Origin of the sequence: Streptomyces sp. NPDC012794 (assembly GCF_042901085.1) — a bacterium.
Lineage (GTDB): Bacteria > Actinomycetota > Actinomycetes > Streptomycetales > Streptomycetaceae > Streptomyces.
On the sequence record NZ_JBIBCI010000005.1, the window covers coordinates 391,008 to 413,056 of the forward strand.

The 22,049-nt window shown below is 74.2% G+C and carries 21 protein-coding genes; 10 read left to right on the forward strand and 11 right to left on the reverse strand.

Annotation, left to right across the window (positions count from 1 at the left end):
• Positions 1–21 precede the first annotated feature (21 nt).
• From ACFY7H_RS12680 to ACFY7H_RS12690, 3 genes are all read left to right on the forward strand, one after another.
• Positions 22–1,620: an alkaline phosphatase D family protein gene (locus ACFY7H_RS12680; protein ID WP_388937186.1), complete on the forward strand. Its 1,599-nt coding sequence runs from the start codon at positions 22–24 to the stop codon at positions 1,618–1,620.
• A 127-nt stretch (positions 1,621–1,747) separates the two neighbouring features.
• Positions 1,748–3,181, forward strand: coding sequence for a GNAT family N-acetyltransferase (locus ACFY7H_RS12685; RefSeq protein ID WP_388937189.1), 1,434 nt, complete (start codon positions 1,748–1,750; stop codon positions 3,179–3,181).
• A gap of 91 nt (positions 3,182–3,272) precedes the next feature.
• Positions 3,273–4,982, forward strand: a complete 1,710-nt coding sequence (locus tag ACFY7H_RS12690; RefSeq protein ID WP_388937192.1) for a DUF885 domain-containing protein — start codon at positions 3,273–3,275, stop codon at positions 4,980–4,982.
• Between the two features lie 74 nt (positions 4,983–5,056).
• On the opposite strand, the gene ACFY7H_RS12695 is transcribed toward ACFY7H_RS12690, so the two are convergent.
• Positions 5,057–5,572, reverse strand: coding sequence for a rhodanese-like domain-containing protein (locus ACFY7H_RS12695; protein WP_388937195.1), 516 nt, complete (start codon positions 5,570–5,572; stop codon positions 5,057–5,059).
• A gap of 94 nt (positions 5,573–5,666) precedes the next feature.
• Here ACFY7H_RS12695 and ACFY7H_RS12700 point away from each other — a divergent pair, with 94 nt between their 5' ends.
• The gene (locus ACFY7H_RS12700; protein WP_388937197.1) at positions 5,667–6,113 is read left to right on the forward strand and encodes an Lrp/AsnC family transcriptional regulator; all 447 of its coding nucleotides are present in this window, start codon (positions 5,667–5,669) and stop codon (positions 6,111–6,113) included.
• Here ACFY7H_RS12700 and ACFY7H_RS12705 read toward each other — a convergent pair.
• The 4 genes from ACFY7H_RS12705 to ACFY7H_RS12720 all read right to left on the reverse strand — a co-directional run bounded on the left by ACFY7H_RS12705 (position 6,103) and on the right by ACFY7H_RS12720 (position 12,114).
• Positions 6,103–9,114 (reverse strand): AAA family ATPase, encoded by a 3,012-nt coding sequence (locus ACFY7H_RS12705; protein ID WP_388937199.1) that lies wholly within the window; start codon positions 9,112–9,114, stop codon positions 6,103–6,105. The two genes, ACFY7H_RS12700 and ACFY7H_RS12705, sit on opposite strands and share 11 nt — an antisense overlap.
• Positions 9,111–10,274 carry an exonuclease SbcCD subunit D gene (locus tag ACFY7H_RS12710; RefSeq protein ID WP_388937202.1) on the reverse strand — a complete coding sequence of 388 codons (1,164 nt, stop codon included), beginning with the start codon at positions 10,272–10,274 and terminating at the stop codon, positions 9,111–9,113. The genes ACFY7H_RS12705 and ACFY7H_RS12710 overlap by 4 nt, the downstream gene beginning before the upstream one ends.
• 249 nt (positions 10,275–10,523) lie before the next feature.
• Positions 10,524–11,039: a hypothetical protein gene (locus tag ACFY7H_RS12715; RefSeq protein WP_388937499.1), complete on the reverse strand. Its 516-nt coding sequence runs from the start codon at positions 11,037–11,039 to the stop codon at positions 10,524–10,526.
• Between the two features lie 445 nt (positions 11,040–11,484).
• Positions 11,485–12,114, reverse strand: a complete 630-nt coding sequence (locus ACFY7H_RS12720) for a YigZ family protein (RefSeq protein ID WP_388937204.1) — start codon at positions 12,112–12,114, stop codon at positions 11,485–11,487.
• Positions 12,115–12,204: 90 nt separating this feature from the next.
• On the opposite strand from ACFY7H_RS12720, the gene ACFY7H_RS12725 reads away from it, so the two are divergent.
• The gene (locus ACFY7H_RS12725; RefSeq protein ID WP_388937500.1) at positions 12,205–12,609 is read left to right on the forward strand and encodes a CoA-binding protein; all 405 of its coding nucleotides are present in this window, start codon (positions 12,205–12,207) and stop codon (positions 12,607–12,609) included.
• 1 nt (position 12,610) lies between these two features.
• Here the strand turns inward: ACFY7H_RS12725 and ACFY7H_RS12730 are convergent, their stop codons facing one another.
• On the reverse strand, positions 12,611–13,207 hold the full coding sequence (locus ACFY7H_RS12730) for a helix-turn-helix domain-containing protein (RefSeq protein ID WP_388937501.1): 597 nt from the start codon (positions 13,205–13,207) through the stop codon (positions 12,611–12,613).
• Between the two features lie 109 nt (positions 13,208–13,316).
• Here ACFY7H_RS12730 and ACFY7H_RS12735 point away from each other — a divergent pair, with 109 nt between their 5' ends.
• Positions 13,317–14,183, forward strand: coding sequence for an EamA family transporter (locus ACFY7H_RS12735; RefSeq protein ID WP_388937206.1), 867 nt, complete (start codon positions 13,317–13,319; stop codon positions 14,181–14,183).
• A 68-nt stretch (positions 14,184–14,251) separates the two neighbouring features.
• On the opposite strand, the gene ACFY7H_RS12740 is transcribed toward ACFY7H_RS12735, so the two are convergent.
• Complete coding sequence (locus ACFY7H_RS12740; RefSeq protein WP_388937209.1) at positions 14,252–15,256, reverse strand: LuxR C-terminal-related transcriptional regulator; 1,005 nt, start codon at positions 15,254–15,256, stop codon at positions 14,252–14,254.
• 168 nt (positions 15,257–15,424) lie between these two features.
• On the opposite strand from ACFY7H_RS12740, the gene ACFY7H_RS12745 reads away from it, so the two are divergent.
• On the forward strand, positions 15,425–15,628 hold the full coding sequence (locus ACFY7H_RS12745) for a hypothetical protein (RefSeq protein ID WP_388937211.1): 204 nt from the start codon (positions 15,425–15,427) through the stop codon (positions 15,626–15,628).
• Between the two features lie 127 nt (positions 15,629–15,755).
• On the opposite strand, the gene ACFY7H_RS12750 is transcribed toward ACFY7H_RS12745, so the two are convergent.
• Entirely contained in the window at positions 15,756–16,505 is a 750-nt protein-coding gene (locus ACFY7H_RS12750) for an acyltransferase (RefSeq protein WP_388937213.1), read from the reverse strand.
• A gap of 132 nt (positions 16,506–16,637) precedes the next feature.
• Between ACFY7H_RS12750 and ACFY7H_RS12755 the strand changes: the two genes are divergently transcribed.
• Positions 16,638–17,204, forward strand: a complete 567-nt coding sequence (locus ACFY7H_RS12755; RefSeq protein ID WP_388937216.1) for a gamma carbonic anhydrase family protein — start codon at positions 16,638–16,640, stop codon at positions 17,202–17,204.
• A gap of 27 nt (positions 17,205–17,231) precedes the next feature.
• Here the strand turns inward: ACFY7H_RS12755 and ACFY7H_RS12760 are convergent, their stop codons facing one another.
• On the reverse strand, positions 17,232–17,894 hold the full coding sequence (locus ACFY7H_RS12760) for a DedA family protein (RefSeq protein ID WP_388937503.1): 663 nt from the start codon (positions 17,892–17,894) through the stop codon (positions 17,232–17,234).
• Positions 17,895–18,238: 344 nt separating this feature from the next.
• A complete protein-coding gene (locus ACFY7H_RS12765; RefSeq protein ID WP_388937504.1) occupies positions 18,239–18,676 on the reverse strand; it encodes a DUF4442 domain-containing protein in 438 nt (145 codons plus the stop codon).
• Positions 18,677–18,787: 111 nt separating this feature from the next.
• Between ACFY7H_RS12765 and ACFY7H_RS12770 the strand changes: the two genes are divergently transcribed.
• Positions 18,788–19,819 (forward strand): hypothetical protein, encoded by a 1,032-nt coding sequence (locus ACFY7H_RS12770; protein WP_388937219.1) that lies wholly within the window; start codon positions 18,788–18,790, stop codon positions 19,817–19,819.
• A gap of 62 nt (positions 19,820–19,881) precedes the next feature.
• Positions 19,882–21,219, forward strand: a complete 1,338-nt coding sequence (locus tag ACFY7H_RS12775; RefSeq protein WP_388937505.1) for an MFS transporter — start codon at positions 19,882–19,884, stop codon at positions 21,217–21,219.
• Here the strand turns inward: ACFY7H_RS12775 and ACFY7H_RS12780 are convergent.
• Positions 21,206–21,997, reverse strand: a complete 792-nt coding sequence (locus ACFY7H_RS12780; RefSeq protein WP_388937506.1) for a spermidine synthase — start codon at positions 21,995–21,997, stop codon at positions 21,206–21,208. The genes ACFY7H_RS12775 and ACFY7H_RS12780 overlap by 14 nt on opposite strands.
• Positions 21,998–22,049: the final 52 nt, after the last annotated feature.

Genomic DNA, 22,049 nt, shown 5'->3' on the forward strand with positions numbered 1-22,049 from the left:
GCCGGCCCTGGAGACGCACCCATGGCACCGATGCCGCACACCCGACGGACCCTGCTCGGCGGTTCCCTCGCCGTCCCGCTCGGTCTCGCCCTGTCCGCCGCGCCGGCCCCACCGGCCATGGCCTCCGCCCGCCGCGCCCCCGGCTTCGTCCGCGCCGGCCGCCCGGCCGCGCCCTGGGGGACCCAGTCGGGAGAGGTCACCCCGCACTCGGCCACCGTCTGGACCCGCTCCGACCGTCCCGCCCGGATGTACGTGGACACCTCCCCGAGCGAGTCGTTCCGCTACGGCGTCCGCCGCCACGACGGCCCCTACCTCGGCCCGGCCACCGACCACACCGGCACCGTCACCCTCCGCGACCTGCCGCCCGGCCGGCAGATCCACTACCGGGTCGTGCTCACCGACCCCGACGACCCGCGCCGCTCCGGCGAGCCGGTGCGCGGCGCCTTCCGCACCGCGCCCGTCTCCCGCCGCCACGACGTGCGCTTCCTGTGGTCCGGAGACCTGGCGGGCCAGGGCTGGGGCATCAACCCGGAACTGGGCGGGTACCGCGTCTTCGGCGAAATGCGCCTGCGGGACCCCGACTTCTTCCTCTTCAGCGGGGACACCATCTACGCCGACGGGCCCATCAAGGCCGCCGTGCCGCTGCCCGACGGCCGCGTCTGGCAGAACGTCACCACCGAGGAGAAGTCCCGGGTGGCGCAGACCCTGGACGACTTCCGGGGGAACTTCCGCTACAACCTGCTCGACGGCAACCTGCGCGACTTCTACGCCCAGGTCCCCGTCCTCGCCCAGTGGGACGACCACGAGGTACGCAACAACTGGTACCCGGGGCAGCTCCTCGACGACCCGCGCTACACCGTCAAGGACGTCGACACCCTCGCCGCCCGCGCCCGCCGCGCATTCGGCGAGTACTTCCCGGTCACGGACCTGCGGGGCGGGCGGGCCGAGGGGCGGATGCACCGGGTGCTGCGGCACGGCCCGTTGCTGGACGTGTTCGTGCTGGACATGCGCACCCACCGCGACGCCAACTCGCCCGGCCGCCGGACCGACGACCCGGTCGGCATCCTCGGCGCCGAGCAGCTGGCCTGGCTGAAACGGGAACTGTCGCGCTCCCGCGCGACCTGGAAGGTGATCGCCGCCGACATGCCGCTGGGCATCGTCGTCCCGGACGGGGCGGTGAACTTCGAGGCGGTGGCGCAGGGCGATCCGGGGGCGCCGCTGGGGCGCGAGCTCCAGATCGCGGAACTGCTGCGGCACATCAAGCACCAGCAGATCACGGGCACCCTCTGGCTCACCGCCGACGTCCACTACACCGCCGCCCACCACTACGCACCCGAGCGCGCGGCCTTCTCCGACTTCGCGCCGTTCTGGGAGTTCGTGTCCGGGCCGGTCGGCGCGGGCGGCTTCCCGGCCGGCCGGCTCGACGCCACCTTCGGGCCGCGGACGGAGTTCGTCCAGTCGGCGCCGGTCGCCAACATGTCCCCGGCCGAGAACCCGCCGTACTACGGCGAGGTCGAGATCAACGGCGGCAGCGGGGATCTCACCGTCCGGTTGCGGCGCGAAGGAGGCGGCGTGCTCTTCACGAAGTCCCTCCAGCCGGGCCGCGTGGGGCAGCCGTGACGGGCGGCGGGCCGGCCCGCCGTCCGAAATCCGCTGGAAAACCCGGCGAAACCGGCCAGAGTGACGCTTAACCAGTCGGTCACAGACCGTTCGTGATCACGCAACACCCCTGGGTCACAGTGGTCGCATGACTGACCGTAACCCCGCCTTCCACGCCCAGCGCCCCCACCGCCACCACTGGCGCCGGGACCTCGTCGAACTCGCCGCCCTCTTCTGCGCCGTCGCGGTCGCCGACGGCATCGCGAACCTCGTCGTGCACGGCCCCGACGGCCCGGTCCTGCTCATCGCCTCGGCCGTCGCCCTCCTGGTCACGGCGGCCTTCCACACCTGGTGGGCGCGCCGGCACAGTCATGCGCCGCCCCCGGAGCACAAGGCCGCACCCGGTGCGCCCGCCCCCGTGCCGGCGGCATCCGCCTCCCCGGCACTGTGGCGGATGCGGACCACGGTGCGCGACGAGCCCGGCAGCCTGGCCGCGCTGTGCACCGCCCTCGCCCGCGAAGGCGTCGACATCCTGTCCCTGCAGACGCACCCCCTCCCCGAAGGCGGCACGGTCGACGAATTCCTGCTGCGCTCCCCCCGCGAGGTGCCCTCCGCCGGCCTGAGCCGGGCCGTCTCCCAGGCCGGTGGCCGCAGCACCTGGATCGAGCGCGCCGACGCCCACGACCTGGTGGACGCCCCCACCCGGGTCCTGGGCCTGGCCACCCGCACCGCCCTGGACGCCGCCGAACTCCCCCTCGCACTGCGCCAGCTGCTCGGCCGCTGCACCATCCAGTCGATCCCCGCCACCACCCTCTCGGGCCGCCCCAACGCCGGCGCCGACGCCCCCGTCGAAGGCGTCCTGGAGTCCACGGTGATGCGGCTGCGCGACCCCTCGGGCGGCGCCATCACCGTGGAGCGGCCCCATCTGCCCTTCACCCCGACCGAGTTCGCCCGTGCCCGCGCCCTCGTCGAGCTCGACGCCCGCCTCGGGCCCCGGATCCCCCGGAGCCAGGACGTGCTGACCCTGCCCGAGGGCAACGAGATCACCGTGCGCCGCGCGGACGGCTCCGACCTGGAGGCCGCGCGCGCCATGCACGAGCGGTGCAGCGAGCGCACCCTCGGCCTGCGCTACCACGGTCCCGTCGCCGACGCCGACCGCTACCTCGGGCACCTGCTGAGCCCCCGCTTCGGCCGCACCCTCGCCGCGACCGCCGCCTCCGGCAGGCTCGTCGCCCTCGGCCACCTGCTGTGGGACGGCGACGAGACCGAGGTGGCCCTGCTCATCGAGGACGACTGGCAGCGCCGGGGCATCGGTTCGCAGCTGCTGCGCCGCCTCGTCGCGATGGCCGTCGAGGCCGGGTGCGACAGCGTGTACGCCGTCACCCAGGCCGCAAACACGGGGATGGTCGCGGCGATGCGCGGCCTCGGACTGCCCCTCGACTACCAGATCGAGGAGGGCACCCTGGTGATCACCGCCCGGCTGGACGCGACCCCGGTCGTCTCCCGCCTGCCGTACGAAGTCCCGCGCGAGCGGCCCCGTACCGAACGCGGCAAGGCCCCGGGCCCTGACCGGCGGCCGTAGGTCCCCGGCCGCCCGGCCGCCCAGCCGTCCGTCAGGAGGCTGGGCGGCTATGGTGATGACGCGGGGGCCCCGCGCATACGAAGATGTCCGCATGCCAGAGACCCTCCACACCGACAGCGCAGCGCGTCTGCCCCGCCAGGTCGCCGACGCCTACGTCGACGACCTCATCACCCTCGACCCGATCCAGGGCACCTACCTCGGCGTTGCCGCCAGCTCGGGCAAGCTGCCGGACTACTCCCCCGCAGGCCGCGCCGCGGTCGCCGAACTGCTGCGCGCCACCCTCGCCCGGCTGGACGCCGCCGAGCGGCTGCCCGGCGCCGGCACCGACGCGGAGCGTCGCTGCGCGCGGCTGCTGCGGGAGCGGCTGAGCGCCGAACTCGCGGTGTCCGAGGCCGACGAGGACCTGCGCGCCGTGAGCAACATCCATTCCCCCGCGCACGCCGTCCGTGAGGTCTTCACCCTCACCCCGGCCGACACCGAGGAGGACTGGGCCGCGATCGCCGAGCGGCTGCGGGCCGTACCGGCCTGCTTCGCCGGCTACCGCGAGAGCCTCGCGCTCGGCCTGGAACGCGGGCTGTACGGCAGCCCGCGCCCCGCCGCCACCTTCGTGGAGCAGCTCACCACCTGGGCCGGCCAGGATGGCGACGGCTCCCGGGACTTCTTCGGGGAGTTCGCCGCCGCCGGCCCCGAGTCCCTGCGCGCGGAGCTGGACGGGGCGGCGGCCGGTGCGACGGCCGCCGTGGCCGAACTGCGCGACTGGATGCGCGACGTGTACGTACCGGCCGTCGCGGACGCCCCGGACCCGGTGGGCCGCGAGCGCTACGCCCGCTGGTCGCGCTACTTCAACGGCACTGACCTGGACCTGGACGAGGCGTACGCCTACGGCTGGGCCGAGTACCACCGGCTGCTCGCCGAGATGAAGACCGAGGCCGCCAAGATCCTTCCGGGCTGCGTCGACCCGTGGGACGCCCTGCGGCACCTGGACGAGCACGGCACCCACATCGAGGGGGTCGAGGAGGTCCGCGACTGGCTCCAGGGCCTGATGGACGAGGCCATCGAGAACCTCGACGGCACCCACTTCGAACTCGCCGAGCGGGTCAAGCGGGTCGAGTCGATGATCGCCCCGCCGGGCGGCGCCGCGGCCCCCTACTACACCAATCCCTCCGAGGACTTCTCCCGTCCCGGCCGCACCTGGCTGCCGACCATGGGCCAGACCCGCTTCCCCGTGTACGACCTGGTCTCCACCTGGTACCACGAGGGCGTTCCGGGGCACCACCTCCAGCTCGCGCAGTGGACGCACGTCGCGGACCAGCTCTCCCGCTACCAGGCGAGCGTCGGGCTCGTCAGCGCCAACGCCGAGGGGTGGGCGCTGTACGCGGAGCGGCTGATGGACGAGCTGGGCTACCTCAAGGACGCCGAGCAGCGCCTGGGTTACCTGGACTGCCAGATGATGCGTGCCGCGCGGGTGATCGTGGACATCGGCATGCACCTCGGGCTGGAGATCCCGGCGGATTCGCCGTTCCACCCGGGCGAGCGCTGGACGGTGGGCCTGGCGCAGGAGTTCTTCGGCCTGCACAGCGGCCGCCCGGCGGACTTCGTCGAGAGCGAGCTGACCCGCTACCTGTCGATGCCCGGGCAGGCCATCGGCTACAAGCTGGGTGAGCGCGCCTGGCTGCTGGGCCGGGACAACGCCCGGGCCGCGCACGGCGACTCCTTCGACCTGAAGAAGTGGCACATGGCGGCGCTGTCGCAGGGTTCGCTGGGCCTGGACGACCTGGTGGACGAGCTGTCGCGGCTCTGAGGCTCCGGTTCGCGCACGGCGACGGGCCGCCCGCTCCCTCCAGGGGGTGGGCGGCCCGTCGCCGTCGGGGCGGCTCAGCAGCCGCAGTCGTCCGAGTCGGTGGGAGCCGTCAGCGGGTCGGCCTCGACGCGCTGCTGCGAGCCCTGCCAGGTCTCGACCTCGAAGCCCTCACGGATCCAGTACTCGATGCCGCCGAGCATCTCCTTGACCCGGAAGCCGAGTTCGGCCAGGGCGAGGGCGGAGCGGGTGCCGCCGTTGCAGCCCGGGCCCCAGCAGTAGGTGACCACGGGGACGTCCTTGTCGAGCAGCTTCTCCGCCTGCTCGGGAATCAGCGCGGTGGGCAGGTGGATCGCGCCGGGCACGTGGGCCTGGTCCCAGGAGGGGGTGGAGCGGGAGTCGATCAGCTGGAAGCCGAGGTCGGCGCCCTGCTCACGGTGGGCCTTGAAGGCGGCGGCGACGTCCGAGACGTCCGCGTGGAAGGCCAGGCTCGCCGCGAAGTACGCGGCGGCGGCGGCCGGGCCGGCCGGGGGGACCCGGAGCACGGGGTTCGCGGGGGCGGGGGCGCCGGTCTGGGGCTGCGTCGTCGTCATGGCTCAAAATCTACGAACCGTTGATCAAGGCGTGAAGTGGTTTTCCCCGGCCTTTCCCCTGTTCCTCCGGGGATTCCCCTGCTAGACCTGCGCCATGACCGGTTATTCCCCCGACGCCACCGACTGGCGGATCCTCGCGGCCCTCCAGCGGGACGGCCGCGCCAGTTTCACGGAGCTCGCCCGCGCCGTGTCGATGTCCGCGAGCGCCGTCACCGAGCGGATCCGCCGGCTGGAGGAGGCCGGGATCATCATCGGCTACACGGCCGTGGTCGACCACGAGAAGCTGGGCAAGACCATCCTGGCGCTGGTGCGGCTGCGCTATCCCCACGGCAACTACAAGCCGTTCCACGACTTCCTGGAGGCGACCTCCGAGATCCTGGAGGCGCACCACGTGACCGGGGACGACTGCTTCGTCCTCAAGGTGGCGGCCCGTTCGATGGGCCACCTGGAGGAGGTCACGGGCCGGATCGCCGGGCTCGGCCCGGTGACCACCAGCATCGTGTACTCCTCCCCGCTCGCCCGGCGGCCGCTCAGTCCGTGACGCCCGCCGTGCGGTGGCGCACCACGGAGCCGCCGCGCTGTTTGACGATCTCCAGCTGGGCCTGGACCCGGGTGCGCAGGTCGCCGACGTGGCTGACGATGCCGACGCTGCGGTCCCGCTCGCGCAGCGAGTCCAGTACGTCGAGCACCTCGTCCAGGGACTGGTCGTCGAGGCTGCCGAAGCCCTCGTCGATGAAGAGGGTGTCCAGACGCATGCCGCCCGCCTCGTCGGTGACCACGTCGGCCAGTCCCAGGGCCAGGGCGAGGGAGGCGAAGAAGGTCTCGCCGCCCGAGAGGGTGGCGGTGTCGCGCTCGCTGCCGGTCCAGGCGTCCAGGACGTGCAGCCCAAGGCCGGAACGCCCGCGTCCGCTCGCCCGCGCGTCGGAGTGCACGAGGGTGTAGCGGCCGCCGGACATGCGCAGGAGTCGTACGGTCGCGGCGGCGGCGACCTGCTCCAGCCGCGCGGCCAGGACGTACGCCTCCAGGCGCATCTTGCGCTCGTTGTCCGCGGAGGTGCCCGCGGTGAGCCCGGCCAGGCGGGCCACCCGCTCGTACGCCTCGCGCAGCGGGCCCAGGGCGCGCAGCTCCTGCTCCGCCTGGCGCGAGAGCCGGTCCAGCTCGGCGCAGCGCACCCGGGCCGCGTCGACGGCCGAGCCGGCGCCGCGCAGCCGGGCCGCGGCCCGCTCCTCGGCGGCCGCGGCGGCGGCCGGATCGGCGGGGGGCAGGGCGGCCGCCGCGGCGGTGTCCCGCTCGGCCCGCCGGTCGGCCAGCATCGCCTCCTCGGCCTGCCAGGCGTCCAGGCGGTGCTGGAGCGCGGTGCGTTCGTACTCCGGGAGCACGGCGTCGGCCGCCTGCTCGGTGGTGTCGAACCCGGCCTTGAAAGCGGCGTCGGCGAGCTGGTCGTCGGCCTCCTTCAGCCGGGCGGCGGTGGCCTCGGCACGGCGCAGCGCGGCGGCGGCCGTGGTCACCATCCGGATCCGGTCCTCGAGGGTGCGGGCACGGGCGGCGACGCTGGGCGAGTCGGCCCGGACGAGGACCAGTTCGGCTTCGAGGGAGGCCTGCTCCTCGTCGAGGGCCTCGCGCCGGGAGGCCCGGGCGGCGGCACGGCGTTCGGCTTCGAGCCGTTCGGCGCTGCGCGCGGCGTGCTCCCGCTCGGCGCGGGCGAGCCGCTCGCGGGCGGTGTGCAGTGCGGCCGCGTCCGCGTGGGCGGCGGCATGACGGGCGCTCAGGTCGGCGGTGAGGTCGAGGAGTTCGGCGGTGGTGGCGTCCCCGGCGGCGGAGGCCGCCTCGGCCTGCGCCTCCCGGACGGCGGCGAGCCGGCGCTCGACGCCGGCCCTGCGCTCCTCGGCCTGCTCGGAGCGGGCGTGGGCGGCGTCCTCGGCGGCGCGGTCCACGTGTCCGGGCGCGGGGCGGGCGGGCGCGGGATGCTCGGCGGACCCGCACACCGTGCAGGGCTCCCCGGGGCTCAGGGCCCCGGCGAGTTCGGCGGCGATGCCCCGCAGCCGGGCCTCCTTCAGCTCCAGCCAGGTCTCCCGGGCGGCGGACGACTCCTCGCGCGCCCGCAGCAGTTCGCCCGCGGCGGCTTCGGCGTCGGCGGCGAGGGCGTCGCGGCGCCGGGCGGCGGTCAGCTGCATACGGGCGGGCTCCAGCCGGCCCGCGAGCTGCTCGGCGAGGGTGAGGGCCTGCTGCGCGGAGTCGACGCGCTCCTGGAGGGCGGCCCGGGTGGCCTCCCAGCGGGCGAGCCACTCGGCGGACTCCTGGTACCGCTCGTCGGCGTCCCGGGACTCCCGCTCCAGCGTGGCGCGCTCCCGGCCGATCTCGGCGCTGCGCTGTTCGGCCCGCTGAGCGGCGCCGGCCGCGCCGAGGTCCTCGCGCAGGCGCTGCTCGACGGCGGCGAGCTGTTCGGTGCCGGCTTCGGCGAGGCCCGGGGGGAGTTCGGCCCGGGCGAGGGTTTCCGCGTGCGCGGCGGTGAGGTGGGCGGCGGCCGCGGCTCCGCGCAGTTCCAGGGCGGGGGCCACGAGGGCGCCCCGGCGGGCCCGGTCGAGCAGGGCCCGTACCCGCTCGCGCTCCGGTGCCGCCTGCGCCAGCAGGGCCGCCCGGCGGGCGGTTTCGGCGTGGCGGCGCTGGAGGCGGTCGAGTTCCCGCGCCTCCTCGGCGTCGCGCCGGGCGGCGGCGTGCCGTCCCTCGACGGCGGCGAGGGCGTACTCGGCGACGGTGAGCCGCTCGCGGGCGGAGCACCGGGCGACGGCCGCCCAGGCCCGGACGGCCTCGGCGAGGCCGGGGTCGCCGGGCTGGTGGCGGGGCAGCGGCCAGGCGCGCAGGTCGGCGCTGTCGCCGGCGGCCTGCGCGAGCCGCTGGGCGGCGGCGAGCACCTTCTCGTCGCCGGCCCGCACCCTGGCCTCGGCGGCGCGGCGGCGTTCGGCGAGCAGGGTCTCGACGGCGGCGAAGCGGCGGGTGTCGAAGAGCCGTCCGAGGAGCCGGCCGCGGGCTTCGGCCCCGGCCCGCAGGAACTGGGCGAACTCCCCCTGCGGCAGCAGGACCACCTGGCAGAACTGTTCGCGGCTCATGCCGAGGAGCTGCTCGATCTCCTCGCCGATCTCCTGGTGGGAGCGGCTCAGGGCGGTCCAGCCGTCCCCGGTGTGCTCGCGGAGCCAGGACTGGGCCTTGTCCCTGGTGGTGCCGGTGCCGCGTTTCTTGGGGCGGTCCTGTTCGGGACGCCGGGTGATCTCCAGCCGGCGTCCGCCGACGGTGAGTTCGAGGGTGACCTCGGTGGGCGTGCCGGGGGCCGCGTGGTCGCTGCGCAGGGTGGTGCCGGGGGCCTGGCGGGAGCCGGGGACGGATCCGTAGAGGGCGTAGCAGACGGCGTCGAGGACGGAGGTCTTGCCGGCGCCGGTGGGGCCGTGCAGCAGGAAGATGCCGGCGCCGGAGAGGGCGTCGAAGTCGATGCTCTGGGGTTCGGCGAAGGGGCCGAAGGCGGTGATCCCGAGCCGGTGGAGCCTCATCGGCCGGCCTCCTGACGGCCGTCCTCGGCGCGTACGTCCTCGAAGGCGTCGCGCAGCACGGCCCGCTCGGCCTCGTCGGCGTTGCCGCCGCGTACGTGGGCGACGAAGTCCTCGGCGATCTCCTGGTCGCTGCGGCCCTTGAGGCGCTGGGCGTAGGAGGCGGTGCCCTCCTCCTGACGGCCCTCGGGGTCGAAGGCGAGGCTGAGGGTGTGCGGGAAGCGGGCGGCGAGCCGGGCCATGGGGTCCTCGGGCCGGGTGGGGTCCGTGAGGGTGGCCTCGATCCAGGAGTCCTCGTACGGGGTGTGCGCGGGGTCGTCGAGGAGGTCCTCGAGCCGTCCCCGCAGCCGGGCGAGCGGGCGGGGGACGGGGGTGTCGACGCGCTCGGCGGTGATCTCCCCGCCCGGGCCGAGGTCGACGAGCCACATGGTCTTGCGGTGGGCGGCCTCGGAGAAGGAGTAGGCGAGGGGGGAACCGGAGTAGCGGACCCGTTCGTTGATCGTCTGGCAGCCGTGGAGGTGGCCGAGGGCCGCGTAGTCGACCCCGTCGAAGACGGAGGCGGGTACGGCCTCGACCCCGCCGACGGCGATGTCGCGCTCGCTGTCGCTGGCCTGCCCGCCGGTGACGAAGGCGTGGGCGAGGACCACGGAGCGGGTGCCGGGGGCGCGGCCGGCCAGGTCTGCCCGGATCCGGTCCATGGCCGCGCCCAGCACCGCCTCGTGGCTGACCCTCTCGGCGGCGAAGGTGTCCTTGACCAGTGCCGGTTCCAGGTAGGGCAGCCCGTAGAAGGCCACGTCACCGTGTACGTCGGCCAGCACCACGGGGTCGGCGCAGCCGGCGGGGTCCGTCTTGAGGTGGATCCCGGCCCGGCCGATGAGCCCGGCGCCGACACCGAGGCGGCGGGCGGAGTCGTGGTTCCCGGAGATCATCACCGTCGGGACGCCGAGGTCGGCGAGCCGGTGCAGGGCCCGGTCGTAGAGCTCGACGGCGGGCAGCGGGGGCACGGCCCGGTCGTAGACGTCCCCGGCGACGAGGACGGCGTCGACCCGGTGCTCCCTGACGGCTTCGACGAGGTGGTCGACGAAGGCGGCCTGGGCTCCGAGCATGTTCACGCGGTGGAAGGACCGGCCGAGGTGCCAGTCGGAGGTGTGCAGAAACTTCAAGATACCGCTCCGACCTGCACGTTTACCGCTCCTCCGTCTCCGAACCCAGCACCGGACCAGCACGGTCGCCGTGGTCCGCGCCCACCGTCCCCGGGCCCGTCGGCGCCCGATCCATGACAGACCTCAGTCTGCCACCGGCGTCCGGGGTCGAGTGACCGTGGAGGTCAGCGGCGATCCGGCTCGTGGCATGTCCTCGCCACCGGGAGACCTCCGGCGGCGGCACGCCGCCGCTGGGGGCCGTCCGGCGGATCACGGCCGGCCCTGGGCCCCCGCCCGGTGCCGCTTGGCGTAAGACCAGGTCACGGCCGTCATCAGGACCGGGATTGCGCACAGCGGGGCGAAGGTGAGGGCCCAGACGGTCCGTGCCGTACCGCTTGACATGTACGTCTGGCTCTCGACGGTGAAGGCGACGACGAGCTGCCACAGTGCCACCAGGACCAGGACGGCCGAGGCGGTCCAGGCCAGCGCGGCGAGGGTCCGGGGGCGCAGTGGCCGCCACCGGTCGCTGACGAGGAGCAGCGGGAACAGGGCGGCCAGCTCCGCGATGACGGAAAGTCCGACGACGTACGCGATGCCCCAGCCCGGGATGCCGAAGACATCGCGCAGGACCTGGTCGCTGTAGCCGACGTAGACGCCGGATGCCATGGCGATGCGCCACAGACCGGAGGGGACGGCGCACAGGGCGATGGCGTGGGCGGCGCGGCGGGCCCAGACGGGCGCGGGGGCGGCGGTGAGCGGAGCGGGTGCTGTCGTCATGGCCTCCATGCTGGCCGTGGCCATGGCGGGCACGCATCGCCCACCACGGCGGAGCGCCTCCCCCGCGCGGCGGAGGGTTCACCCCGCTGAGTACGACCTGAGCGGAACGCACCCTCCGCCGAGAGGGGGCCGATCGGCCGCCGAAGCGGAGCACCCTCACCCACTTTGGCGTCTCCCGACGGGCTTCACGCGCGGCCCGAAGCAGCCGGTCGCGGAGGGGTTCCGGTGGGGCGCCCGGGGCGGCCGGTCCGTCGCGGGGAGAGGACGTTTCGGCCGTGCCTGTAAGAGGGTTGACAGGTCACCGCTCCACCGCCCTTTCGGGGAAAGGGTGTTGGGGCGCGATCGACGGCTTCGGCCGCCCCCGGGTGGCGCCCTCCGGCCACTGAACCCCGCTCCCGCAGCGGCCCGTCGGTTCCTCCGGCGGGCCGCTGCGGCCGTGCGCGGCCCGCCGGGGTCAGCCGTCGCCGTAGGCCTCACCGCCGAGTTCGAAGCCGGCGGTCCCGGCGGTGGCGTCGGCGAGCCAGGCCCGGAAGGCCTCGACGTCCGCCTCCGGGAGGCCGATCTCGATGGAAACGGCCTCGCCGTAGCGCACGTCCAGCACGACGCGGCCGGTGGACCGCAGGTCGTTCTGGGTCTTGCCGGCCCGCTGGTGGTCGACGGTGACGGTGGCCAGCCGGTACCGGTGGCGGGTGACGGTGCCGAGGACGTCGAGCGCCTCGCCGACGACCCCGCCGTAGGCCCGGATGAGCCCGCCGGCCCCGAGCTTCACACCGCCGTAGTACCGGGTGACCACGGCGACCGCGTACCGGATGTCGCGCCGGGTCAGCATCTGCAGCATGGGCACGCCGGCGGTGCCGCCGGGCTCCCCGTCGTCGCTGGCCTTCTGGACGGAGGCGTCGGCGCCGATGACGTAGGCGTAGCAGTTGTGCGTGGCGGCGGGGTGCTCCTTGCGGACGCGCGCGATGAAGTCCTGCGCCTCCCGCTCGGTCGCGGCGGGCGCGATCGAGCACAGGAACCGCGAGCGGTTGATCTCCGCCTCGTGCGTCCCCTCACGGGCCACCGTCACGTACTGGTCTGCCTTCACCGCTCCACCCTACGGGGAATCGGACAGGTGTCCCCGCCGTTGATCCTGCCGAACGGTCCGGTGGAACGACCCCAGCAGGAGGCGGCGCGCGTGTACGGCGACCAGGCGACCATCCGGAAGATCCTCACCGAGCTCGGTGACACCTGGGCCGTGGTGGGCCTGTCGAACAACGAGGACCGGGCCGCCTACGGGGTGGCGAAGGTGCTGCGGCGGTTCGGGAAGCGGGTGGTGCCGGTGCATCCGAAGGCGGAGACGGTGCACGGCGAGCAGGGGTACCCGTCGCTGGAGGCGATCCCGTTCAAGGTCGACGTGGTGGACGTCTTCGTGAACAGCGCGCTGGCCGGCCGGGTCGCCGACGACGCGGTCGCCGCCGGCGCCGAGGCCGTCTGGTTCCAGCTGAACGTGGTCGACGAGGCCGCCTTCGCACGTACGCGTGAGGCCGGGCTGGACATGGTCATGGACCGCTGTCCGGCCATCGAGATCCCCGCCCTCTGACTCACTGGGCGCGGCGGGCACCGGTGCCGGGGACGGGCGGGATCGAGACCGCCATGGTCATCACCATCGGGGCGGTGCCCTCGTTGCGGTAGGCGTGCGGGAGGTCCGCCTCGAAGGAGACGGCGCCGCCCGCCGGGACCACGTACCGGTCCTCGCCGAGGTCCAGGGTCAGCTCCCCGGCCGTGACGTGCAGCATCTCGAAGGTTCCGGCCGGGTGGGGGTCGGAGGCCGTGCCGTCTCCGGGCTCCAGGCGGTAGGTCCACATCTCCACCGGCCCGCGGCGGTCGTCGCCGAGCAGCATGCGCGCCTCGCTGCCCTCCGCGCTCGACCACATGCGCACCCCTTCCCCCGGCGGCACGACGCGGGCCCGGGGCCCGCGGTCGTGGTCCAGGAGGGTGGTGATACTGACCCCGAGGGCGTCGGCCAGTTTGACCGTGGTGCCGACGCTGGGGTTCGTACGGGCCTGCTCGATCTGGATGATCATGCCGCGGCTGACTCCCGCGCGGGCGGCCAGCGCGTCCAGGGTGAAGCCCCGTTCGCCGCGCCACCGCTTGAGGTTCCGGGCGAGCGCCTGGGTGAGCTCTTCGAGGTCAGACACCATTCCGTCCAATATTTTGGATGACACAGTCCAATAGACTGAACTAACCTGCGGTGTATTCGATGCTGCACTCCACCGTCCACCGCACTGTACTGCGAGGTCCCCGCCCATGACTGCCCTCTTCGCCCTGGCCACAGCCGTGCTGTGGGGACTCGCCGACTTCGGCGGAGGGCTGCTGACGCGCCGGATACCGGCGCTGACCGTGCTGGTGGTCTCGCAGCTCGCCGCGGTCGTCGTGCTCGGCGCGCTCGTCCTCGGCACCGGCGCCTGGAGCGCGGCGGGGCCGCAGCTGTGGTTCGCGGTGGCCGCGGGTCTGGTCGGACCGGCGGCGATGCTCGCCTTCTACAAGGCCCTGGCCCTCGGCCCGATGGGCGTGGTCTCCCCGCTCGGCTCCGTCGGGGTCGTCGTACCGGTCGGGGTGGGGCTGGCCCTGGGCGAGCGGCCCGGCCCCGGCCAGTTCGCGGGGATCGCGGTGGCCGTCCTCGGCATCGTCCTGGCGGGCGGGCCCGAGCTGCGCGGCGCCCCCGTCCAGCGGCGGGCGGTGGTGCTGACGCTCGTCGCCGCCTTCGGCTTCGGCGCCGTCATGGCCCTGATCTCGGAGGCCTCCACCACCGTGACCGGGCTGTTCCTCGCCCTGTTCGTCCAGCGCGTCACCAACGTCGCCGTCGCCGGCGCCGCCCTGTGCGCGCAGATCCGGCGCGGCGTCCCGGCCCTGCCGGAGGGCACCGGCCCGCGCGTGCTGTGGAGCATGGCGCCGGCGCTGGCCTTCGTCGGCCTCGCGGACGTCGCGGCCAACGGCACCTACTCCCTGGCCGCCCAGACCGGCCCGGTCACCGTGGCCGCCGTGATCTCCTCGCTGTACCCGGTGGTGACCGCGTTCGCCGCCTTCGTCGTGCTCAAGGAACGGCTGCGCAGCGTCCAGGCCGCCGGCGCGGGACTGGCCCTCGCGGGTACGGTCCTGCTCGCCGCGGGCTGACGTCGCGCCCCGGAACACCGCCCCGGCCGGGGACGGACGGCCGCCGGCCCGGCCGGGTCCCGGACCCCTCACGGCAGCAGCCGCTCCGGCGACGTCGCCCACCAGAACGTCAGCTGCGGCACCGTCTCCAGGCCCAGCGCTTCGCGCATCTTCGAGACGTGGGCCGTCACGGTGCGCTCGCTGAGACCCAGGTTCTCGCCGATCTGCCGGTGGCTGCGGCCGGCCACGATGCCCCGCAGGATGGTCCGCTGGAGCTTCGAGGTCTTGGTGTCGTCGTCCGTCCCCGGTGCGCCCGCCCCTTCGCCGGGCACCCACGGGTCGGCCCGGTCCCACTGCTGCCGGAAGTGCGCGGCCAGCAAGGCGCACACTCCTCGGTCCTGGGTGTACCAGGCCGCTTCCTGCTGGACGGTGCCGTCCTCGCCGTAGACCTCGAAGAAGGCGTGCGCCCGGTCCACGATGATCAACCGCAGGAAGTCCTCCCCCAGGGTGCGCACCTGCGCGCCGGCGCGCGTCATGGTGGCGACCCATTCCCGCTGCGTCGGGTTGGTCCGCCCGCTGGTGCGGTAGATCGTCCGTACGGTCACCCCGCGCTGGGCGGCCTGCAGGTCCCGCGGCAGCGCGCCCTTGAGGACCTTCGGCTTCCGGTGGCCGGGCTGCGCGGTGAGGATCTCGTACTCGGCGGCCTGGATGGTGCGGATGGTCTCCGCGTTCACCTCCGGGACGGTGCGCAGCAGGAGCGTGCCGACGGGGCTGGGGCTGTGGTGGTACCGCTGCTGCTCGGCCTCGAGCTCCCGTACGTGGGCGGGGATGCCGGCCAGGGCCTCGGTGGCGCCGCTGAGGGCCCTGAGGACGGCCGCGGTGAGCTGGGTCTCCAGGTAGCGGGAGGGAGCGGGGACGTACGTGCCGGGTTGGTGGGTGTTCGCTAAGAGGACCTCGCGCGCGAGGAGCGGGGCGAGGCCGGGCTCGTCATCGGGCAGCGTCTCCCCCCGCAACGCCCTGCGGTAGGTCCGCAGCTCCGCCTCGGTCAGACGGGAGGTGTCCGGGGCGGCGGTGGATATTTCCTGATCCGTCATCAAATCCCTCTTCCTCTTGCTGAACTGCGGGTGGACGCAGTATCCCGAAGGTTGATTGCGCCCCCCACCCGGTAGAGCCTTGATCGCGTGCCACAGGGCCCGTGGCGCAGATATGGTCCCGCTGCCCGCATCGTCCGCGGGGGCCGGGCCGGCCAAGGGAGGAACGCCTTGATATCGATCAACATCCGGTCAACCGTCTCCGCCGCGCTGCTCGCGATCCTCGCGGTCATCGGACTCAGTGGTGTCGCGGCCGACGCGCCGGCCGGCACCAATTGGGGAATCGCAGCCATGGGAGAAGCGGAACAGCAGAACGACGCCACCGTCTCGTCTGCCGACTCGCTGATCCAGCCGCCGGACTCCGACTGGGGATGATCCTCCCGCGCTGAGGCGCACAGCACCCGGTGCAGCGGTCACCCCGCCCGCCGGGTGCTGCGTCCTTCCCGGGCCGCGCCCGCCACCTCCGGCCGGGTCGCCCGTGCCCGCGCGTGCCGGGCACCGCCTACGGGGACTGCTCGGCCTCCGCCAGCAGCGCCAGCCCGCGCAGCTGCTCGGGCGTCATCCCGTCGGGTATCGGCACCGGCGCCGGGGTGCGCAGCGGCGGCTGCCAGCCCGTCTCCGGCTCCCACCGCCGCACGACCCTGGCCGGGGCACCCGCCACCACGGCGTGGTCGGGCACCTCGCCCCGTACGACGGCCCCCGCGGCCACCACGACGTTCCGGCCCAGCTTCGCGCCGGGCAGGATCACCGCCCCCGTGCCCAGCCAGCAGCCGGGCCCTATCTCCACGGGGGCGCTGCGGGGCCACTGCCGTCCGACGGGCTCGTGCGGGTCGTCGTAGCTGTGGTTGGTGGAGGTGATGTACACCCCGGGCCCGCAGAAGGTGTCGTCGCCGATGGCGATCCGGGCGTCGGCGATGACGTGGCTGCCCCGGCCGAGGACGACACCGTTGCCCAGCACGAGCACCGGGTCCGCGCCGAGGTCGAGGTCCGGCATCATCCCGGCCGTCAGGGTGACCTGCTCGGCGATGATGCAGTGGGCGCCGAGCCGGATCCAGTGCTCTCCGAAGACGGTGCCCTGGGGGAAGGCGAGCCGGGTTCCCTCGCCGATCGCCCCGAAGCGCAGCCGGCCCGGGTGCTGTGCGGTGACCGCCCCGGCCTGCTGCATCCAGCGCCAGCCGGCGTGCACGGCACGGCTGGCGATCCGGCGGCGCAGGGCCGCCAGGGATGAGAACGTGTTCTGGTTCTTCGGCACCCGGCCACGGTAGTGCGCCCCGCGCCGGACGTCCGGGCCCGGCTCCTGTGATCTTCACCCCATCGCGGGGCCACGGCGTCCCGTGCCCTACGGTGCAGTTGGCGCGGCATCCGGAAGCAGAGGGAAGTGACCATGAACGATCAGCCGAACCAGGCGGCCCCGGCGCACACGGGGGCTCTCATCGCGGGCGTCGGCGACCGGAAGCCGTCGGTGGACCCGACGGCCTTCACCGCTCCGACCTCCGTCGTCGTCGGCGACGTCACGCTGGCCGCCGGTGCGAGCGTCTGGTACTCGGCGGTGCTCCGCGGCGACTGCGGGCCGATCACGCTGGGCGCCGACAGTAATGTGCAGGACAACTGCACGATCCACGTGGACCCCGGGTTCCCGGTGTCCATCGGCGAGCGCGTCTCCATCGGGCACAACGCGGTCGTGTACGGCTGCACGGTGGAGGACGACTGCCTGATCGGGATGGGCGCGACCGTGCTCAACGGCGCCCTGATCGGCGCGGGTTCGCTGGTGGCCGCACAGGCGCTGGTTCCGCAGGGCATGGTCGTCCCGCCCGGTTCGCTGGTCGCGGGCGTCCCGGCCAAGGTGCGGCGGGAGCTGACCGAGGAGGAGCGCGAGGGGATCAGGGTGAACTCCGCGATGTACACGCGGCTGGCGGAGCAGCACCGCGCCTCGGTGACCCCCGGCGCCTGACCCCCCGCCCGGCCGGGGGCCTCGGGTTCAGTCCGAGGCGCCCACCGGGGCGGTGGCGGGCTCCGGCGCCGCCTCGCGCGCCTCGTGCGCCGCCTTCTTCATCCCGCCGCGCAGGACCAGGGTGACGGTGAGGCCGATCAGCACGGCCAGGACCAGCGCCAGCCAGGAGAAGCGCTTGAGCCACGGCTCGGCGACGACGCCGACCGAGTAGATGACGGCGGTGGTGCCGCCGGCCCAGAGGATGCCGCCCAGGACGTTGGCGACGAGGAAGCGCCAGTACGGCATCTGCAGGACGCCCGCCAGCGGCCCGGCGAAGATCCGCAGCAGGGCGACGAAGCGCCCGAAGAAGACGGCCCACATGCCCCAGCGGTCGAAGGAGCGCTCGGCCATGGCCACCTGATCGGGCCCGAAGTGCTTGGGGAACCGCCTGCCGAGCTTCTCCAGCAGCGGCTTGCCGCCGCGGCGGCCGATCGCGTACCCGATGGAGTCCCCGATGATCGCGCCCGCGATCGCGCACAGGCCGAGGACCACCGGGTCGATCTCCCCGTGCTGCGAGGCCAGCAGCGCCGAGCTGACGAGGATGATCTCGCCCGGGAGCGGGATGCCCAGGCTCTCCAGCCCGATGACCAGCCCCACCAGGAGATAGACACTGATCGCCGGAATTTCCTCCAGCCATTCCTGGATGTGCACCGGTACGTCCTCCCTCGTCGTCACCGGCGGGCCCCCGAGACACGCCGAACGGGCAGCCTATCCGCTCGGCGGGGCGGCCTTCGTCCATGGCGGGAGTTCTCCGGACGTACGGCCGGCGGACACCTCATGCCATCGCGGTCCGGGCAGCTCGTTCCCGCACCCCGGTACGGCCTCCCGCTCCCCGTGCTCTCCCTGCCGCCTCCCGCCCCGGCTCCGGACGCACGGCGGGAGCGGCCCGCGCCGGACCGCTCCCGCCCCCACTGTGCCGCTCCCGCGCCCCGTTCGCCGCGTGACGCGCTCGCGCGCCGCCGGATTTCCGCCCCGGGAGGGGCGGCCGGGTGACGTTACGCGTTCGGGCGCAGGGTCCAGACGACGGTCATCTCGCCGGTGACGGCCTCGTCCTCGCGCTGGATGGCGATGGTGACGGGGAACTCGGGGCGGCCGCCCGCGTCGAGTTCGGCGACGACGTCGGCGGCCGGACGGCCGAGGGTGGCGGTGGCCGTGACCACGCCCTTGGCGAGCTTCTTGTAGCCGATCTCGGCCTTGACGGCCAGCGGCACGGCGCGCGAGAGCTGCTCGCCGAAGGCGGCCAGGACGATGGCGCCGCTCGCGGACTCGGCGAGGGTGAACATGGCTCCGGCGTGCGGGCCGCCGACGTGGTTGTGGAAGTCGGGCTGGTCCGGCAGCCGGACGACGGCGCGCTCGGGAGTGGTCTCCAGGAACTCGAGGTTCAGGGTGCGGGCCATCGGGACCGTCTGGGCGAGCAGCTCGCCCACGTTCATCTGTTCAGCGCTCATGGCAGCCGATGTTACCCACGAGTAGATGCGGTTGGCCATAGCCGGACGGGGGGCGGACGTGGCCCCTGTCGGCGGCTCCCACTATGGTTACCGGCCATGTGGCCAGGACAGCAGCAGCCCGGGGGAGAGCAGAACCCCCAGGGCGCACACCAGAACCCGTACCAGCAGCAGCCGGGACAGCCGAACCCGTACCAGCAGCAGCCGCAGCCGGGATTCGGTGAGCAGCAGCCCGGCTACGGATACCCCCAGGCGGGCTACCAGACCCCTCCCCCGGTCCAGCCGTGGGGCAACACCCCTCCGCAGCAGCCGCCGCGCCCCTCGGGTGGCAGCCCCTTCACCACCCGCACCGTGGCCATCGTCGCGGCCTCCGCGGTCGTGGTGACGGCGGCCGCCACCGCGGCGTTCGTACTGACCCGGGAGGACAAGGGCACGAACCTGGCCGACGACAAGCCGCCGGCCTCCTCCTCCGCGCCCGTCGCCCCGGTCGCGCCCCCCGCCCCGAGCGGCCCCAACCCGCGTGCCGGCGGCGACATCAAGCCGGTCATCCCGGGCTGGAAGGTGGTCATCAACCCGAAGCACGGGACCGCCTTCGACGTCCCGCCGGAGTGGAACGTGCTGGGCGCCGGTGTGATCGCCGGCTTCGAGGACGACTCCAAGAACGACGGCTCCCCGCTCGTCACGTTCTCCGCGCCCGCCTACCTCAAGGAGGACTGGTGCAAGGTGGACTCCAACAAGGACGGACGCGAGGAGACCACCTCCCTGGCCGGTACCGGCACCAAGGGCGGCCAGGGCGCCAAGGACACTTCCGACGCCGCCCGCAACGAGGCCGGCACCTGGGTGTTCGCCGGGTACTCGCAGAAGCTGCCGAAGGAGAACGTCAAGATCTCCGAGACCAAGGAGTACACCACCTCCTCCGGCCTCAAGGGGCACGTGGCGACGGCGACCGTGAGCAACGTCCCCAAGGAGAACAAGTGCTCCTCGGACGGCAAGAGCATCGCCTTCAGCTTCAAGAACGCCAAGGGTGACTTCGCCAGCTGGGTCCTCTACAGCGCCGCCGGGGTCCCCGGCGAGGTCGACCAGGCGACCTACGAGAAGATCCTGAGCTCGGTCCGGCTCAGCGAGGGCTGATCCCCCGCAGCCGCCGCCCCCGCACGATCCCCGGGCCGATGATCCGTCCACCGTTATTTCGTTTGGATTCCCGGCCCGGGACGGGGGATAGTCCCGGGGTGAACCCGCGCCCCGCACTCCGCACCCCCCGCCGCCGGCCCGCCTGGGCCGGACGCAACTACAGCCTCCTGACGGGCGCCGCGGTCGTCACCAACCTCGGCAGCCACGGGGCGCTCATCGCCGCCTCCTTCGCGGTGCTCGAAGCCGGCGGGAGCGGCGCGGACGTCGGCCTCGTCGCCGCCGCCCGTACGCTGCCCCTCGTCCTCTTCCTCCTCGTCGGCGGAGCCCTCGCCGACCGGCTGCCGCGCCACCACGTGATGGTCGCGGCCAACGCCCTCAACTGTGTCTCGCAGGCCGCCTTCGCCGTGCTCGTCCTCGCCGGTGACCCCCGGCTGTGGCAGATGATGCTGCTCACCGCCCTGTGCGGCACGGGTACGGCCTTCTTCAACCCGGCCGCCGAGGGCATGCTCCTGTCCAGCGTCTCCGGCGAGCACTCCAACCGGGCCTTCGCGCTCTTCCGCATGGCGATGAACGGCGCCGGCATCGGCGGAGCGGCCCTCGGCGGCGCGCTGATCGCCGCGATCGGCCCCGGCTGGGTGCTGGCCGTCGACGCGGCGGCCTTCGCGGTCGCGGGCGCCCTGCGCGCCTTCCTCGACGTCGGCCAGGTCTCCGAGCGGGCCCCCGGCGGCGGCCTGCTGGCCGACCTGCGCGAGGGCTGGGTGGAGTTCCGGACGCGGCCCTGGCTGTGGAGCATCGTGCTCCAGTTCTCCGTCGTCGTCGCCGTCGTCGGGGCCGCGGAGGCGGTGTACGGGCCCCTCGTCGCCCGCGACCATCTGGGCGGGCCCGCGCCCTGGGGCGTGGCCCTGGCCTTCTTCGGTGCCGGCACCATCGCGGGAGCCGTCCTGATGATGGTGTGGAAGCCGCGCCGCCTGCTGCTGGTCGGCACCCTGTGCGTGTTCCCGCTCGCGCTGCCCTCGGCGGCGCTGGCGGTGCCGCTGCCGGTGTGGGGGCTGTGCGCGGTGATGTTCGTCAGCGGCGCCGCCATCGAGGTGTTCGGCGTCAACTGGATGACCACGATGCACCAGGAGATACCCGAGGAGAAGTTCTCCCGGGTCTCCGCCTACGACTGGTTCGGCTCCGTCTCCATGCTCCCCGTCGCCACCGCGCTGGCCGGCCCAGCCGAGGCCGCCTTCGGCCGCGCCCCGGCGCTGTGGGGCTGCGCGGGGCTGGTGGTCGCCGCCACCGCCCTGGTCCTGCTCGTCCCGGACGTCCGCCGGACCACCCGCAGGCCCCCGGCCGCGAAGGTCCCCGCCCCCGCCCAGGCGGAGGCCGCCGCGCCCGCCGGGCTCACCCGAGGCTGAAGGCCCCCGCCGGGGGAGCCGGCGAGGACACCGCGTCCGCGTCGGCCACCGGACGCGCCCCGCGCATGAACCGGGCCAGCCCCTCGCCCGACTCCACCCGGGCGGGGAAGGCGTCGGCGGCGCACCGCCGGGCCAGCGCGGCCAGCGGCAGCGGGGCGTCCGAGGCCAGCAGCACCGCGTTGCCGAAGCGCCGCCCCCGCAGCACCCCGGGCTCGGCGATCAGCGCCAGCTCCGCGAAGGCGGCGGCGAAGTTGGCCAGCTGCGCCTTCAGGAAGCCGAACGGTGCCCCGTCGGCCAGGTTCGCCGCGTACAGCCCGCCGGGCTTCAGCACCCGCGCCGCCCGCCTCGCGTACTCCACCGAGGTCAGCTGGGCCGGCACCCGTGAGCCCCCGAACACGTCGGCCACCAGGACGTCGGCGCTCGCCTCCGGGGCGGCCTCCAGCCAGGCCCGCGCGTCGGCGGCGTGCACCGTCACCCGTGCCCCGGCGGCCAGCGGCAGGTGCCGCTCCACCAGCTCCACCAGGGCCGTGTCGAACTCGACGACGCCCTGCCGGGACCCGGGGCGGGTGGCCGCGGCGTAGCGCGGGAGGGTGAGCGCGCCGCCGCCCAGGTGCAGGAGGTCCAGCGCGGCCCCCGGCTCCGCCGCGCAGTCCAGCACGTGCGCGAGGCGGCGTACGTACTCGAACTCCAGGTGCTCGGGCTCGTCGAGGTCGACGTAGGACTGGGGCGCCCCGTCGACGGTGAGCAGCCAGGCCCGCTCCCGGTCCACGTCCGGCATCAGCTTGGCGGTGCCCTGGCCCACTTCCCGGATCACCGGGACCTGTTCGTCG